This window comes from Burkholderia lata, from assembly GCF_000012945.1.
Lineage (GTDB): Bacteria > Pseudomonadota > Gammaproteobacteria > Burkholderiales > Burkholderiaceae > Burkholderia > Burkholderia lata.
Genome location: NC_007511.1, coordinates 536,352 through 551,684 on the forward strand (window position 1 = coordinate 536,352; position 15,333 = coordinate 551,684).

At 65.7% G+C, this 15,333-nt stretch carries 12 protein-coding genes; 9 read left to right on the forward strand and 3 right to left on the reverse strand.

Annotation, left to right across the window (positions count from 1 at the left end; all coding sequences use genetic code 11):
• Positions 1-315 precede the first annotated feature (315 nt).
• The gene (locus BCEP18194_RS25220) at positions 316-1,389 is read right to left on the reverse strand and encodes a porin (RefSeq protein WP_011354092.1); all 1,074 of its coding nucleotides are present in this window, start codon (positions 1,387-1,389) and stop codon (positions 316-318) included.
• A gap of 277 nt (positions 1,390-1,666) precedes the next feature.
• On the opposite strand from BCEP18194_RS25220, the gene BCEP18194_RS25225 reads away from it, so the two are divergent.
• Positions 1,667-3,502: a sulfatase-like hydrolase/transferase gene (locus BCEP18194_RS25225; protein ID WP_011354093.1), complete on the forward strand. Its 1,836-nt coding sequence runs from the start codon at positions 1,667-1,669 to the stop codon at positions 3,500-3,502.
• Positions 3,503-3,534: 32 nt separating this feature from the next.
• Here BCEP18194_RS25225 and BCEP18194_RS25230 read toward each other — a convergent pair whose 3' ends face one another.
• Positions 3,535-4,605, reverse strand: coding sequence for a GlxA family transcriptional regulator (locus tag BCEP18194_RS25230; RefSeq protein ID WP_011354094.1), 1,071 nt, complete (start codon positions 4,603-4,605; stop codon positions 3,535-3,537).
• Between the two features lie 300 nt (positions 4,606-4,905).
• Between BCEP18194_RS25230 and BCEP18194_RS25235 the strand changes: the two genes are divergently transcribed.
• The 7 genes from BCEP18194_RS25235 to BCEP18194_RS25265 all read left to right on the forward strand — a co-directional run bounded on the left by BCEP18194_RS25235 (position 4,906) and on the right by BCEP18194_RS25265 (position 13,050).
• Complete coding sequence (locus BCEP18194_RS25235; RefSeq protein ID WP_011354095.1) at positions 4,906-6,291, forward strand: L-serine ammonia-lyase; 1,386 nt, start codon at positions 4,906-4,908, stop codon at positions 6,289-6,291.
• Between the two features lie 16 nt (positions 6,292-6,307).
• The gene (locus BCEP18194_RS25240) at positions 6,308-7,552 is read left to right on the forward strand and encodes a sarcosine oxidase subunit beta family protein (protein ID WP_006480591.1); all 1,245 of its coding nucleotides are present in this window, start codon (positions 6,308-6,310) and stop codon (positions 7,550-7,552) included.
• A gap of 14 nt (positions 7,553-7,566) precedes the next feature.
• Positions 7,567-7,866: a sarcosine oxidase subunit delta gene (locus BCEP18194_RS25245; RefSeq protein WP_011354096.1), complete on the forward strand. Its 300-nt coding sequence runs from the start codon at positions 7,567-7,569 to the stop codon at positions 7,864-7,866.
• A complete protein-coding gene (locus BCEP18194_RS25250) occupies positions 7,863-10,874 on the forward strand; it encodes a sarcosine oxidase subunit alpha family protein (protein WP_011354097.1) in 3,012 nt (1,003 codons plus the stop codon). The genes BCEP18194_RS25245 and BCEP18194_RS25250 overlap by 4 nt, the downstream gene beginning before the upstream one ends.
• Positions 10,864-11,496 carry a sarcosine oxidase subunit gamma gene (locus BCEP18194_RS25255; protein ID WP_011354098.1) on the forward strand — a complete coding sequence of 211 codons (633 nt, stop codon included), beginning with the start codon at positions 10,864-10,866 and terminating at the stop codon, positions 11,494-11,496. Before BCEP18194_RS25250 ends, BCEP18194_RS25255 begins: the two co-directional genes overlap by 11 nt.
• A complete protein-coding gene (locus BCEP18194_RS25260; RefSeq protein ID WP_011354099.1) occupies positions 11,493-11,933 on the forward strand; it encodes a dihydroneopterin aldolase in 441 nt (146 codons plus the stop codon). Before BCEP18194_RS25255 ends, BCEP18194_RS25260 begins: the two co-directional genes overlap by 4 nt.
• A 376-nt stretch (positions 11,934-12,309) precedes the next feature.
• Complete coding sequence (locus BCEP18194_RS25265; protein ID WP_157687234.1) at positions 12,310-13,050, forward strand: hypothetical protein; 741 nt, start codon at positions 12,310-12,312, stop codon at positions 13,048-13,050.
• Between the two features lie 152 nt (positions 13,051-13,202).
• On the opposite strand, the gene BCEP18194_RS25270 is transcribed toward BCEP18194_RS25265, so the two are convergent.
• The gene (locus BCEP18194_RS25270) at positions 13,203-14,276 is read right to left on the reverse strand and encodes an alkene reductase (protein WP_011354101.1); all 1,074 of its coding nucleotides are present in this window, start codon (positions 14,274-14,276) and stop codon (positions 13,203-13,205) included.
• A 172-nt stretch (positions 14,277-14,448) separates the two neighbouring features.
• On the opposite strand from BCEP18194_RS25270, the gene BCEP18194_RS25275 reads away from it, so the two are divergent.
• Positions 14,449-15,324, forward strand: coding sequence for a LysR family transcriptional regulator (locus BCEP18194_RS25275; RefSeq protein WP_011354102.1), 876 nt, complete (start codon positions 14,449-14,451; stop codon positions 15,322-15,324).
• The last annotated feature ends 9 nt before the right edge of the window (positions 15,325-15,333 follow it).

The window sequence follows — 15,333 nt, forward strand, 5'->3', positions numbered from 1 at the left end:
TTTGAAATGTTCAAAAATGAACACATAGATCTAGAATGAACGCACATGCTGCTACCGATCGCTCCGGATCGCAAGGAAAAGCTGCTGAGGTAAAACCCCGAGCGCGGTTGCGCGCGCCGTGGGCGGCGCGATGAAGGGCGGGCGGAAAGGGGGAGAAATGGCGATACCCCCGATGCCGGGCGTGGCGTCGGGGGCGCGTCGGTTTTCCGGTTGGGCGGCAATGAGGCGATCGTGCGACCGCGCGACCGTGCGTCGTCGTCGCGGACGATCGTTACCCGGAACGGAAGAAGGTCGCGGGCGGGGCGCTCGCGCCCGTCAGAAGCTGTGATGAATCCCGGTCAACACCATCACCTGGTTGTTCGTGCTCGAAATGCCGGCGACGGACAACGCGGCGAATCCTCCCGGGTTGGTGTGCTCGACAATGCCCTGCAAGTAGAGCTGGGTCTGCTTCGACAGCGCGTAGAGGCATCCGAGACCGACCTGGGTCCAGCGATGCGCATCCAGCGTCGTGGTGTTGGCGCCCGCCGTCAACGTGGTGAATGGCGTGACCGACCATTCGGCGCCGGAATCGTAGGCCTGGTAGATGTCCGCGTGTTGTTTCGACTCCAGCTTGACCCGCGTATAGAGCGCATGCAGTTTGACGGGCCCCAGCGTATAGGCGCCGCCCGCGCCCCAGAATTCCGCCCGGTCGGCTACATAGCTCGCGGCGGTTTGCCCCTGGAACGTGCCCAGCGCCAGCGGTGCCAGCGCGAACGCCTGGTTGTGCTGGCGCTGGTAGAACGCCGCGACCTGCAACGGGCCGTGGTCATACGTCAGCGCGGCGCTCCACGTGTTGCCGTGGCCGAAGTTGGTCGTGTTGCCGAACCCGAACAGCCCGGCGACGCTGACGCCGCCGTAGCTCGGCGAGCGGTACTTGACCGCGTTGTCGATCACCGACGTCGCGGAGTTGGCGAGCCCGTCGACGTTGCCCGGATGGAACATGTTCCACGAGTTTCCCGCGTACGCATTGGCGAACGGCGTGAGGAAATCGAATGACAGCGCGCTCTGATGGCCGAGCGTCAAGGTCCCCAGCCGGTCGGAGTCGAGACCGACGTAGGCGCGCCGGTTGAACTCGGTGCCCGGGTTCACGAATGCGCCGGTATTCGTGAAGAAGCCGTTTTCCAGGCGGAACACCGAACGCAATCCGCCGCCCAGATCCTCGGCGCCGGTGATGCCCCAGCGATCCGGCTGCATGTTGCTCTGGTTCGCCTTGAACAGCGCGTGCCCGCCGCTGTTGTTGACGTAGGCGACGCCGGAATCGAGGCTGCCGTACAGCGTCACGCTGCTTTGCGCCGAAGCGGCGCCGCTGACGGAAATGACAAGCAGTCCTACCAAACATGTTCTGTTCATTTTTGTTCAGGGGCGGTGGGGATCAGGTGGTTGGTTTGAGTTTTTTGTTCCATACATGGAACATTGTGGCGTGTGCGGAACATTAGAACATCAAACCAATTGGCCTAGAACTCATGGTTTTTACCGAATTTTCTCGGATAAAACGACGATGATGAAAACCGCTTTTGTTTGAAAATGCTCTATGCAACAATGCCGTCCACGAATCAATGTTCCGCACATGGAACAAATTTGAACACCCCCGGATGTTGTCGCAGGTCCTTTGTCATTGGAACGAGTCATGCCTGAGCTGATCAATCCCGCAGGTTCACCGGAAGCGAATCGGGCGTTTCCCGACAGCCGGCGTCGCGTGTTTCTCAAGACGTCCGGCGCCGTCGCGATGACGGCGGCCCTCGCGCCGTCCGTGGCGATGGCCGGCGGATCGGCGGCGAAGCCCGTGGCGAACGAGTCGAACCCTGCGCTGTCCGCGCGATTCGATCTGCCGGCCGGCTACAACATCCTGTTCGTGCTCGTCGACCAGGAGCGCTATTTCGACGCATGGCCGATGAGCGTGCCGGGGCGGGAGCGTCTCGCCAGGAGCGGCATCAGTTTCATCAACCACCAGATTGCCGCCTGCGTGTGCTCGCCGTCGCGCTCGACCATCTATACGGGCCAGCACATGCAGCGCACGGGTGTGTTCGACAACGCGGGGCTACCGTGGCAACCGGACATGCCGACGTCGATCCGGACCGTCGGTCACATGATGAAGGACGCCGGCTATCAGGCCGTGTACGTCGGCAAGTGGCATCTGAGCGCGACGATGCACGAATCGAATTCGCCGTACAACGCGCCGGTGGCCGATTACAACAAAGCGATGCGCTCGTACGGCTTCGACGATTACTTTGGCGTCGGCGACCTCGTCGGCTCCGCGCATGGCGGCTACAACTTCGACGGCGTGACCACCCAGGCCGCCATCAGCTGGATGCGCGAGCAGCGGCGCAATGCGGCCGGCGCGAAGCCGTGGATGCTCGCGGTCAACCTCGTGAATCCTCATGACGTGATGTGGCTCAACACCGACCCGTCGGGGCGGCCGAACGGGTCCGGGTTGATTCCGACGCGTCCGGCGCCGGATACGCAGCTATACGGTGCGCACTGGGACAAGGTGCCGCTGCCGGTATCGCGCCGCCAGCCGCTCGCCGCGCCGGATCGGCCGAAGGCGCACGCGATGTATTCCGCCGCCCACGAGGCGCTGATCGGCAAGATCGAATTCGACGATGCGACGGTCAAGCGTTATCAGGATTACTACCTGAATTGCATACGCGACTGCGATCGGCACGTCGAGCGCCTGCTCGACGAACTGGACGATCTCGGCATCGCCGACAAGACGATCGTCGTGCTGACGTCCGATCACGGCGATCTGGCGGGCCATCACCAGATGATCGACAAGGGTGCGAACGCGTATCGGCAACAGAATCACGTGCCGATGATCGTCCGGCATCCGGCATTTCGCGGCGGGAAGTCGTGCCGCGCGCTCACTTCGCATCTCGATGTCGCGCCGACGCTCGTCGCGTTGACCGGTGCGCCGGCCGACAAGGTTGCGAGTGTCGTCGGCCCCGATGCGAAAGGGTCCAGCTTCGCCCATCTGCTCGCGCAGCCGGAACGGGCGAGCGTGCATGCGATCCGCGACGCGGCGCTGTTCAATTACGCGATGCTGCTTTACTACGACAGCGAATGGATGCTCGCCGAGTTCAGGACGATGCGGGACCGGGGCGTGCCGCCCGACGAGATGCACCGGCGGGCGGCCGCGCTGCAACCGGATCTGGCGCAGCGCGGCGCGATCCGCAGCGTGTTCGACGGCCGGTATCGGTTCAGCCGCTACTTTGCGCTATCGAATTTCAACGAGCCGGATACGCTCGCCGATCTGACGGCCGCCAATGACCTCGAGCTGTTCGATCTTCATACCGATCCGGACGAGATGCACAACCTGGCGATGCGTCCGGACCTGCACGGCGCGTTGATGGTGGAGATGAATGCCAAACTCAACCGGCTGATCCGGGAGGAAGTCGGTCAGGACGACCTGTCGAGCCTGCCGTTCAAGGACGGCAGGCTGCAGTTTCAATTCAGGGCGCACGCCTGACGAAGTGACGCGGCCAGGCCGGTCGGCGCGTGTCAGTCGATCGTGTCCTCGGCCGGCGCCGCCGCTTCTGCCGCGGCGCCGGCTTCCGCCGCGTCCCCGCCGCGCTCCCGGTAGGTCGCCGGCGGCACGCCGAACTGCTTGCGGAACTCGCGACCGAGGTGCGACGCATCGGCGAACCCGCAGCTCGACGCGATATCGGCCACCGTGCGGTCCGAGCTCGTCAGCAGCCACGCGGCCGTGCGCAGCCGCACCTGCTTCGCGAACGCCTGCGGGCTCTTGCCCGTTTCGGCCTTGAACAGCCGCTCGAGCTGCCGCGTCGACAAATCGAGCTTGCTCGCGAGCTCGTCGAGCGACAGCGCACGCCCGACATGCTGTTCCATCAGAAGAATCGCGCGCTTGACCTTCGGGTGCGTCGCCGGCTCGAGGCCCGGCGGATGCGGCTGCGGCGCGTTGCCTTTCTGCATCTCGCCGACCAGCAGGATGCGCAGCGCCTTCTGCACGGTCGCGTGATCGAAGTGGCGCAGCAGGATCGCGGCGGCAACGTCGATCGACGCACGGCCGCCCGAACAGGTGATGCGGCGCCGGTCGATCACGAACAGCCGGTCGGCGATCAGCAGGTCGGGGTCGGCGGCCGGAAAGCGCTCGATGAAATCCCAGTAGTGGAACCAGCTCACGCAGGTGCGGTAGCCGTCGAGCACGGCGGCGCGCATCAGCGTGAACACGCCGGTGCAGATGCCGACGACTGTCGCGCCGCCCGCCGCCGAGCGGCGGATGAAGTCGAGCGTCTCGGGGCCCGCCTGCGGCCCCGAATGCAACAGCCCGCCCACCACCACCACATAGTCGAACGGCTCGGCGCCGTCGAACGTTTCCCACGGCGTGATCTGGATCCCGCAGCTCGCGCGCACCGGTGCGAGGGTTTCGCCGATCACGCTCCACGCGCAGCGCACGGGCTTGCTGTAGTCGCCGTCGTCCGCCGACAGCCGCAGCATGTCGACGAAGCCCGAGAAGGCCGTCAGCGTGAAGTTCGGCAGGAGCACGATGCCGAAGCGGATACGCCGCGGCGCGGGTTCTGCGAGGGGGGAAGCGGGTACGTCGGTTGTCATCGCGGCCAATCTCTTCACGCCGGGCGGGCGGTCTCACTCAGTCTGTTGATACGGGTAATGCGGGTACGGCAGTCGGGCGCGGCCGGGCGGCGCGGATGTAGCCAGCGTCGCTGATCGGTTCCGGCCCGACTTGTGGTTTTCCGTCGCGAACCATCGCCAAAACGCACTTTCGGGGCCGCCGAAGCGGCGCTTGGCGGCGGTATCCCACGTCGATGCCGTTTTTGTTCTATCGGCCGATTTTACGCTTTGATGTACTGACGCCAACGTCATTTCACGTGTGTCCCACCCAGAGGAAGCCAGATGAACGTCAGCGTCTTCGACCTGTTCAAGATCGGCATCGGCCCGTCCAGTTCGCATACGGTCGGCCCGATGATCGCCGCGTGCCGCTTCGCGTCGCACGTGGAGGACGCGAACCTGCTCGGTTTCGTGCGCCGCGTGCGGGTCGAACTATACGGCTCGCTCGGCGCGACCGGCAAGGGCCACGGCACCGACAAGGCCGTGCTGCTCGGTCTCGAGGGCCATCTGCCCGACACGATCGATCCGGACCTGATCGAGCCGCGGCTCGCCGCGATCCGCGCGGAGAAATCGCTGTCGCTGCTCGGCAAGCAGACCGTCCGCTTCGAGGAAAAGGAGCACATCGGCTTCTATCGCAAGCTGATGAGCGGCACGAGCATCGTGCACCCGAACGGCATGCGCTTCCAGGCCTTCGACGAGCACGGCCAGCTGCTCGTCGAGAAAGAGTATTACTCGGTCGGCGGCGGCTTCGTCGTGAACCGCGACGGCGATCGCGTGAACGGCGTGCGCGCGGCGGTCGAGGTGCCGTATCCGTTCCGCACCGGCGACGACCTGATGCGCCAGTGCCGCGAGCACGGGCTGTCGATCGCCGAGCTGATGATGCGCAACGAATCCGCGCTGCGTCCCGCCGACGAAGTGCGGGCCGGGCTGCTCGCGATCTGGCGCACGATGGCCGCCTGCGTCGAGCGCGGCTGCAAGGTCGAGGGCGACCTGCCGGGCCCGATGCGCGTGAAGCGCCGCGCGGCCGAGCTGAACGCCCGCCTGCGCGAGCGTTCGGAAGAGTCGCTGCGCGACCCGCTGTCGATGCTCGACTGGGTCAACCTGTATGCGATGGCCGTCAACGAGGAGAACGCGGCGGGCGGCCGGGTCGTCACCGCGCCGACCAACGGCGCGGCCGGCGTGATTCCCGCGGTGCTGCACTACTACGTGAAGTTCGTGCCGGGCTCGAACGAAGCCGGCATCGTCGAATTCCTGATGACGGCCGCGGCGATCGGGATCATCTACAAGGAAACCGCGTCGATCTCCGGCGCGGAAGTCGGTTGCCAGGGCGAAGTGGGCGTCGCGTGCTCGATGGCGGCCGCCGCGCTCGCCGCGGTGATGGGCGGCACGCCCGACCAGGTCGAGAACGCGGCGGAGATCGGCATGGAGCACAACCTCGGGATGACCTGCGACCCGGTCGGCGGGCTCGTGCAGATCCCGTGCATCGAGCGCAACGCGATGGGCGCGATCAAGGCGCTGAACGCGTCGCGGATGGCGCTCAAGGGTAACGGCCAGCACTACGTGTCGCTCGATTCGGTCATCAAGACGATGCGCGAGACGGGCGCCGACATGAAGACGAAATACAAGGAAACGTCGCGCGGCGGTCTGGCCGTGAACGTCATCGAATGCTAAACGAAGGATCACTAACATGAGCCGCTACTCGATATTCAGCCTGTTCCGCAACGGCCTCTCGTATCACGAGAACTGGGAAAAGCAGTGGAAGAGCCCGGAACCGAAGAAGGAATACGACGTCGTGATCGTCGGCGGCGGCGGCCACGGCCTCGCGACCGCGTACTACCTCGCGAAAGAGCACGGGATCACGAACGTCGCGATCCTCGAGAAGGGCTGGATCGGCGGCGGCAACACCGCGCGCAACACGACGATCGTGCGCTCGAACTATCTGTGGGACGAATCGGCCGCGCTGTACGAGAAGGCGATGAAGCTGTGGGAAGGGCTGTCGCAGGACCTGAACTACAACGTGATGTTCAGCCAGCGCGGCGTGATGAACCTGGCCCACACGCTGCAGGACGTACGTGACACCGAGCGCCGCGTGAACGCGAACCGGCTGAACGGCGTCGACGCCGAATTCCTGACGCCCGCGCAGATCAAGGAAATCGAGCCGACCATCAACCTGAACAGCCGCTACCCGGTGCTCGGCGCATCGATCCAGCGCCGCGCGGGTGTGGCCCGCCACGACGCGGTTGCCTGGGGCTTCGCACGCGGCGCGGACCGCGCGGGCGTCGACATCATCCAGAACTGCCAGGTGACGGGCATTCGCCGCGAAGGCGGCGCAGTCGTCGGCGTCGATACGGTGAAGGGCTTCATCAAGGCGAAGAAGGTTGCCGTGGTCGCGGCCGGCAACACGACGACGCTCGCCGACATGGCCGGCGTGCGCCTGCCGATCGAAAGCCACCCGCTGCAGGCGCTGGTGTCCGAGCCGATCAAGCCGGTCGTCAACTCGGTGATCATGTCGAACGCGGTGCACGCGTACATCAGCCAGTCCGACAAGGGCGACCTCGTGATCGGCGCCGGCATCGACCAGTACACGGGCTTCGGCCAGCGCGGCAGCTTCCACATCATCGAAAGCACGCTGCAGGCGATCGTCGAGATGTTCCCGGTGTTCTCGCGCGTGCGGATGAACCGCCAGTGGGGCGGCATCGTCGACGTGTCGCCGGACGCATGCCCGATCATCACCAAGACCGACGTGAAGGGCCTCTATTTCAACTGCGGCTGGGGCACCGGCGGCTTCAAGGCGACGCCCGGCTCGGGCTGGGTGTTCGCGCACACGATCGCCCGCGACGAACCGCATCCGCTGAACGCGCCGTTCGCGCTCGACCGTTTCTACACGGGCCACCTGATCGACGAGCACGGCGCTGCCGCCGTCGCGCACTGAACGAGGAGATAAACATGTTGCTGATCGAATGTCCGTGGTGCGGGCCGCGCGCCGAATCCGAGTTCTCGTGCGGCGGTGAAGCCGACATCGTGCGCCCCGTGAACAACGAGAACATGACCGACCGCGAATGGGGCGAATACGTGTTCATGCGCGAGAACAAGCGCGGGCTGCACAAGGAGCAATGGCTGCACGCGCAGGGCTGCCGCCGCTGGTTCAAGGCCACGCGCGACACGGTGACCTACGATATCAAGGGCTACGAAAAGTTCGGTGGCGAAGCTGCCGGCAACGCACACGAAGAGGGCACGAGCAAATGAGCCAGAAAGACCGCCTCGGCACCGGTGGCCGCATCAATCGCGCGATCCCGTTGACCTTCACGTTCAACGGCCGCACGTATCAAGGCTTCCAGGGCGACACGCTCGCGTCCGCGCTGCTCGCGAACGGCGTGCACTTCGTCGCGCGCAGCTTCAAGTACCACCGTCCGCGCGGGATCGTGACGGCCGACGTCGCGGAACCGAATGCCGTCGTGCAGCTCGAATCGGGCCCGTACACGGTGCCGAACGCGCGCGCGACCGAGATCGAGCTGTACCAGGGGCTCGTCGCGTCCAGCGTGAACGCGGAGCCGACGCTCGAGAACGACAAGTACGCGATCAACCAGAAGCTGTCGCGCTTCCTGCCGGCCGGCTTCTACTACAAGACGTTCATGTGGCCGCGCAACATGTGGCCGAAGTACGAAGAGAAGATCCGCGAAGCGGCCGGCCTCGGCAAGGCGCCGGAAGCGCTCGACGCCGATCGCTACGACAAGTGCTACGCGCATTGCGACGTGCTCGTGGTCGGCGGTGGCCCGTCGGGCCTCGCGGCTGCGCATGCGGCGGCCACGGCCGGCGCGCGCGTGATTCTCGTCGACGACCAGCGCGAACTCGGCGGCAGCCTGCTGTCGTGCCGCGCCGAGATCGACGCGAAGCCCGCGCTGCAGTGGGTCGAGAAGATCGAGGCCGAACTGCGCAAGCTGCCCGACGTGACGATCCTGTCGCGCAGCACCGCGTTCGGCTACCAGGACCACAACCTCGTGACGGTCACGCAGCGCTTGACCGATCACCTGCCGGTGTCGATGCGCAAGGGTACGCGCGAGCTGCTGTGGAAAGTCCGCGCGAAGCGCGTGATCCTCGCGACCGGCGCGCACGAGCGGCCGATCGTGTTCGGCAACAACGACCTGCCGGGCGTGATGCTCGCGGGCGCGGTGTCCATCTACGTGCATCGCTTCGGCGTGCTGCCGGGTCGCGACGCGGTCGTGTTCACGAACAACGATCGCGCCTACCAGACCGCGCTCGACCTGAAGGCGTGCGGCGCGAAGGTGACGGTCGTCGATTCGCGCGCATCGTCGAACGGCGCGCTGCCGGCCGCTGCGAAGCGGCAGGGCGTGACGGTGATGAGCGGCGCGGTCGTGACGGGTGCATCGGGCAAGTGGCGCGTATCGTCGGTCGACGTCGCGTCGATCTCGAACGGCCAGGTGGGCGGCAAGCTGCAGACGCTGCCGTGCGACCTCGTCGCGATGTCGGGTGGCTTCAGCCCGGTGCTGCACCTGTTCGCGCAGTCGGGCGGCAAGGCTTGCTGGAACGACGAGAAGGCGTGCTTCCTGCCGGGCAAGCCCGTGCAGGCGGAAGCGAGCATTGGTGCCGCGGCCGGCGAGTTCGGCCTGGCGCGTGCGCTGCGGCTCGCGGTCGATGCGGGCGTGGAAGCCGCGAAAGCGGCGGGCTTTACGGCTGCGCAGCGCGCGGTCGCGCCGCAGGTCGCGGAAGCCGTCGAAGGCGCACTGCAGCCGCTGTGGCTGGTCGGCAGCCGTGAAGCCGCGGCGCGCGGGCCGAAGCAGTTCGTCGACTTCCAGAACGACGTGTCGGCCGCGGACATCCTGCTGGCCGCACGCGAAGGCTTCGAGTCGGTCGAGCACGTGAAGCGCTACACGGCGATGGGCTTCGGCACCGACCAGGGCAAGCTCGGCAACATCAACGGGATGGCGATCCTCGCGGGGGCGCTCGGCAAGACGATTCCGGAAACGGGCACGACGACGTTCCGCCCGAACTACACGCCGGTGTCGTTCGGCACGTTCGCGGGCCGCGAGCTCGGCGATTTCCTCGACCCGATCCGCAAGACCTGCGTGCACGAGTGGCACGTCGAGCACGGCGCGTTGTTCGAGGACGTCGGCAACTGGAAGCGGCCGTGGTACTTCCCGAAGAACGGCGAGGATCTCCATGCGGCCGTGAAGCGCGAATGCCTGGCGGTGCGCAACAGCGTCGGCATCCTCGATGCATCGACGCTCGGCAAGATCGACATCCAGGGCCCGGACGCCGTGAAGTTGCTGAACTGGATGTACACGAACCCGTGGAACAAGCTCGAAGTGGGCAAGTGCCGCTACGGGCTGATGCTCGACGAGAACGGCATGGTGTTCGACGACGGCGTGACGGTGCGCCTCGCCGACCAGCATTTCATGATGACGACCACGACGGGCGGCGCGGCGCGCGTGCTCACGTGGCTCGAGCGCTGGCTGCAGACCGAATGGCCCGACATGAAGGTGCGGTTGTCGTCGGTCACCGATCACTGGGCGACGTTCGCGGTGGTCGGCCCGAAGAGCCGCAAGGTCGTGCAGAAGGTGTGCCAGGACATCGACTTCGGCAACGAGGCGTTCCCGTTCATGAGCTACCGGAACGGTACGGTTGCAGGCGCGAAGGCGCGTGTGATGCGGATCAGCTTCTCGGGCGAGCTCGCCTATGAAGTGAACGTGCCGGCGAATGCGGGCCGCGCGGTGTGGGAAGCGCTGATGGCGGCCGGTGCCGAGTTCGACATCACGCCGTACGGCACCGAGACGATGCACGTGCTGCGCGCGGAGAAGGGCTACATCATCGTCGGCCAGGACACCGACGGCTCGATCACGCCGTATGACCTCGGGATGGGCGGCGTCGTCGCGAAGTCGAAGGACTTCCTCGGCAAGCGTTCGCTTGCGCGCTCGGACACCGCCAAGGAAGGCCGCAAGCAGTTCGTCGGCCTGCTGACCGAGGACGAACAGTTCGTGCTGCCGGAAGGCGCGCAGATCATCGCGAAGGACACGCAGGTGTCGGCGGTCGATCCGACGCCGATGATCGGCCACGTGACGTCGAGCTACTACAGCCCGATCCTCAAGCGCTCGATCGCGCTTGCAGTGGTGAAGGGCGGCCTGAACAAGATGGGCGAGAGCGTCGTGATTCCGCTGGCCAACGGCAAGCGCATCACCGCGAAGATCTCGAGCCCGGTTTTCTACGATACCGAAGGGGTGCGTCAGCATGTGGAATGAAACCAGAAACCAGACGCAGGTGGCGGGCGCAGGCGGCGTGACGCTTGAATCGCCGTTCGTCGGCGCGGCCGACGTGCTGAAGCCGCACCAGGCGCGCGCCTCGAAGAAGTTCACGCTGCGCGAGCGGCCGTTCCTCGATCTCGTCAACGTGCGCGGCGAGTTGAGCGATCCGGCGTTCGTCAGCGCGTTCGAGCGCGTGGTCGGCTGCCGGCCGCCCGCGGCACCGAACACGGTCGCGCGCGGCGCCGAGTACGACGTGCTGTGGCTCGGCCCCGACGAGTGGCTCGTGCGCTCGAACGGGCCCGTGCAGGCTGGCGTGCTGGAGGCGCAGCTCGCGGAGGCCGTGCAGGGTTCGTATGCGGCGGCCGTCGATGTCGGCAGCGGCTATACGGTGGTCGAGATCAGCGGCGAACGCGTGCGCGACGTGCTCTCGCGTGGCTGCCCGCTCGATCTCCATCCGCGTGCGTTCAAGCCGGGCCAGTGTGCGCAGTCGCACTACTTCAAGTCGTCGATCGTGCTGATCCCGACCGGTGACGATGCATTCGAGATCGTCCTGCGTCGCAGCTTCGCCGACTATTTCGTGCGCATCATGCTCGACGCGGCCGCGCCGCTCGCATCATGAAGCCGTTCGACGAACCGTTCGTGGCGATCGACGCGCCGCGCCTGCGCGGGCGCGGCTGGAGCGTGTTCGTCGACGAACTGAAGGTGCCCGCGCGGATCGGCATTCATGCGCATGAGCATGAAGCGCCGCAGCCGATCGTGATCGATGCAAGGCTCGGCTATCGGTGCGAGCCGAGCGAGCAGGGCGAGTGGATCGATTACGACGGCTATTGCGCGCGCCTTGCCGCGTTCCTGTCGCACAAGCCGCATACGCGGCTGCTGGAGACGCTCGTTGCCGATATCGCGGTGCTGTCGTTCCGTGAGTGGCCGGCGCTGGAGTCGCTGACGCTGTCGGTGTACAAGCCGAAGATCCGGCCCGGCACGAAGCGCGTCGGCGTGTCGCTCGACTGGACGCGTGGGGATTATTTGCGGTGGACGGGGGCGGCGGGGCAGTTTTGATGCGGGATGCCACGGCAAGCCAGTGCGTCTGGTTTGCCGAGCGAATCTCTTTGTTCCTGAAATATGAGAACAATGGGTGTGCGGTGAATGTAATCGGCTTTGTTCCTGAAATATCGGAACAATGAGACGTTCACCCCCCCGTCACGTATAACGCGAGCGCTCTTGGGCGACCAGCTTCGGACCCGCTCCAGCAGCTTGCGCTGGCCTTGCCGGCCCATGTTCGCGGTGCCGTCCTCTACGCGCCATGCCGGCGGCAATACCATTGCCGGCACGGCCTGTTCCAATCCCCGTCGAACTTCCTCTGACCGCTTTTCGATGTTTCCCACGTACTATTCGCCATTGGGAAAAATTCACGAAGACCATCGGGAAGGCGATGATGAAACGCGCTGTGATGTGCGCTGTTGCCGCTTTGGCGCCGCTTGTCGCGCATGCAGGGTGCAGTGAGAACCTCCAGAACTGGTCGGCGCAACTTCATCCCGGCCGTACTCTGGATGCTACGCACGCGGTTTGCAAGGTCTGGCCCGCGAACGAGGCGCTGACGATCGGGGCGTTACCCCTGATGCAGAAAGACGGCAGCGACGGGCCGAACGTCGTCGACATCGAAGTAGTGGTTGCCGACACGGCTACGGGTGCGATAGTCGCGCATCGGTTTCAGCGATCGGCGATTCACTACGCCGAGGACCACTATTTTGAGGGCATCGAGCTCGACACGGCGCGCTATCAGCTGACCTCCACTCAACGTGCCTTCGGCGTGCGCCTCAAGTCGTCTGGCGGGCCGCCCGCGGATATGTCAGGTATCGCAACGCTGAGCCTCTATTTGATCGATGGGCAGCATTTGCGCACTGTGTTGGATCGACTGATCGTGAGCGATTGGACGGGCGACCGTGATGGCCCTTGTACAAGCACTTCAGAGACGTCACGCACACTCGCACTCGGCCCGGCAGACACGCAAGGCTATGCCGTTTTGCGGGTCAGCGAAAAGTACGTCGAGCGCGTGAACCGGCTCGAAGTCGATACATGCTCGGGACACACGTCACCCGCTCAACGCCGCAACATGACACTCGACTATCGCGATGGCACGTACCGGATACCGGATGCCATGCGAAATACCGATTGATCCGTTGCCTCCGCTTTGTCCTTCCCCGCTCCGTTCGAAGTGACAGGTGGTGAGCAATGAGAGGTTCAGTTTTTGGCGGACATCGCGCGGATCACCTGCGATAGCTGCGATGCAGTTCAGGCGTGTCGCAGCTATCGCCCCGCGCGACAGCCTCAAGCCGCAGCCACCCCACCCAACGCCGGATAGTCGACATACCCGCGCGCATCGCCACCAAAGAACGTTTCGCGCCGCGCGTCGTTCATCGGCGCACCGGTCTTCACCCGCGTCACGAAATCCGGATTCGCCAGCACCATCTGCCCGTACGCTTCGAGATCGGCCAGCCCGGACTTCAGGTCGTCGCCGATCGCGTCGCGCGCGCGGCCCGGGCGGTTCAGGATCAGCGTGCCGTTCCAGCGTGAACGCAGGTCGGCCAGCAGCGCTTCGTCGCCCTGATGCATCACGTGCAGGTAAGCGAGGCCGAGACGGTCGAGTTCCGTCGCGAGATGGCGATACAGGTCAGGCCCTTCGGTTCCTTCGTCGAGGCCGCCCAGCGTGTTGCCGGGCGATACGCGGAGGGCCGTGCGGTCCGCGCCGATCTCGTCGGCGATCGCCGTGGCCACCTCGATCGCGAAGCGCGCGCGGTTGTCGATCGAGCCGCCGTACGCGTCGGTGCGCGTATTGGCGTTCGGCGCGAAGAACTGCTGGATCAGGTAGCCGTTCGCGCCGTGGATCTCGACACCGTCGGCGCCCGCCTCGATCGCGCGGCGCGCGGCGATCCGGAAGTCGTTCACGGTCTCGCGCACTTCGTCGAGCGTCAGCGCGCGCGGCGCGGGAATGTCCAGCATCCCCTTCATCGTGAACATCGGCGCGTTCGGCGCGATCGCCGACGGTGCAACGGCCTGCCGGTGATGCGGCGTATTGTCGGGATGCGACATGCGCCCGACGTGCATCAGCTGGATGAACAGGCGGCCGCCGCGCGCATGCACGCGGTCGCTGATCGCCTTCCAGCCGGCGACGTGCGCGTCGGTATAGATGCCGGGCGTCGTCAGGTAGCCCTGCCCGTCGTCCGACGGCTGCGTGCCTTCGCTGACGATCAGGCCGAGGCTTGATCGCTGCGCGTAATACTCGGCGGCCCATTCGCCGGGCGTGCCGTCGAAGGCGGCGCGGCTGCGGGTCATCGGCGCCATGACCAGGCGGTTTTCCAGCGTATATCGGCCCACGCGGACCGGGGTGAACAGTTGGCTCATGATGCGTCAGCTCCTCGAGATTCGGGATAGCGGCGCCGGGTCGGTGCCGCCTCGGGCGCCGGCCGCGCACGGGTGTGCCGACCTCGCCTCCACGCATCCATCATCCATTGCTTCCTTTTCGGGATAAACCGGGTAATCTGGATAACATTGATCCATTGATGGGGCAATGAGCATGGAACTGCTGAACGACATGGCGCTGTTCGTCGAAGTCGTGAAGGCGAAGGGTTTTCGCAGCGCGGCCGAGACGCTGGGGATGCCGAACTCGACGCTGTCGCGGCGCATCGGCGCGCTGGAGAAGGCGATCGGGCTGCGGCTGCTGCATCGCACGACGCGCCGGATCGAACTGACGGAGGCCGGCCAGCTTTACTTCGAGCGCTGCAAGCGCATCGTCGACGAGGCGCGGCTCGCGCACGAGCAACTCGGCGGGCTGCTGGCGGAGCCGACCGGCGTGCTGCGCGCATCGTTTCCGGTCGATTTCGCGGTGGTCATTCTGGCGCCGCTGCTCGTCGAATTTGCGAACCGCCATCCAAAGCTGAGCTTCGACTACGAACTGACGTCGCGGCGCGTCGACCTGGTGAGCGAACCGTTCGACGTGGCGATCCGCATGGGCCCATCCGAGGATTCGCAACTGATCGCGCGGCGGATCGCAACGCTCCGGAACTACCTGTATGCGTCGCCCGGCTATCTTGCTCGCGCGGGCGAGCCGCAACAGCCGGAAGACCTCGCCACGCACGCGTGCCTCGGCCTGCAGCGGAGCGGGTCATGGACGCTGCACGATGGCACGCGTTCCGTTGCGGTGCCGGTGAGCAGCCGTTTCGGGGCGAACAGCGTCGGCATGCTGCGGCGCCTGGCCACGCTCGACGCGGGCATCATCGTGCTGTCCGAGGCGATCGTCGCGGACGATCTGGCCGCCGGCCGGTTGCGTCGCGTGATGCCCGAATGGGAAGGCGAGCCGATTCCGGTCTACGCGATGACGGAAACGCGGCTGCTGCCCGCGAAGACGCAGCATTTCATCGAATTTCTGCGGGAGCGTTTCGCACAGGCGTGACGGGCGGGT

Excerpts from the sequence above, each read along its gene's own strand:
- BCEP18194_RS25220 (WP_011354092.1), bottom strand. The coding sequence starts at position 1,389 with ATGAACAGAACATGTTTGGTAGGACTGCTTGTCATTTCCGTCAGCGGC.
- BCEP18194_RS25230 (WP_011354094.1), bottom strand. The coding sequence starts at position 4,605 with ATGACAACCGACGTACCCGCTTCCCCCCTCGCAGAACCCGCGCCGCGG.
- BCEP18194_RS25265 (WP_157687234.1), top strand. The coding sequence starts at position 12,310 with ATGAAACGCGCTGTGATGTGCGCTGTTGCCGCTTTGGCGCCGCTTGTC.
- BCEP18194_RS25270 (WP_011354101.1), bottom strand. The coding sequence starts at position 14,276 with ATGAGCCAACTGTTCACCCCGGTCCGCGTGGGCCGATATACGCTGGAA.
- BCEP18194_RS25225 (WP_011354093.1), top strand. The coding sequence starts at position 1,667 with ATGCCTGAGCTGATCAATCCCGCAGGTTCACCGGAAGCGAATCGGGCG.
- BCEP18194_RS25235 (WP_011354095.1), top strand. The coding sequence starts at position 4,906 with ATGAACGTCAGCGTCTTCGACCTGTTCAAGATCGGCATCGGCCCGTCC.
- BCEP18194_RS25245 (WP_011354096.1), top strand. The coding sequence starts at position 7,567 with ATGTTGCTGATCGAATGTCCGTGGTGCGGGCCGCGCGCCGAATCCGAG.
- BCEP18194_RS25240 (WP_006480591.1), top strand. The coding sequence starts at position 6,308 with ATGAGCCGCTACTCGATATTCAGCCTGTTCCGCAACGGCCTCTCGTAT.
- BCEP18194_RS25255 (WP_011354098.1), top strand. The coding sequence starts at position 10,864 with ATGTGGAATGAAACCAGAAACCAGACGCAGGTGGCGGGCGCAGGCGGC.
- BCEP18194_RS25260 (WP_011354099.1), top strand. The coding sequence starts at position 11,493 with ATGAAGCCGTTCGACGAACCGTTCGTGGCGATCGACGCGCCGCGCCTG.
- BCEP18194_RS25250 (WP_011354097.1), top strand. The coding sequence starts at position 7,863 with ATGAGCCAGAAAGACCGCCTCGGCACCGGTGGCCGCATCAATCGCGCG.
- BCEP18194_RS25275 (WP_011354102.1), top strand. The coding sequence starts at position 14,449 with ATGGAACTGCTGAACGACATGGCGCTGTTCGTCGAAGTCGTGAAGGCG.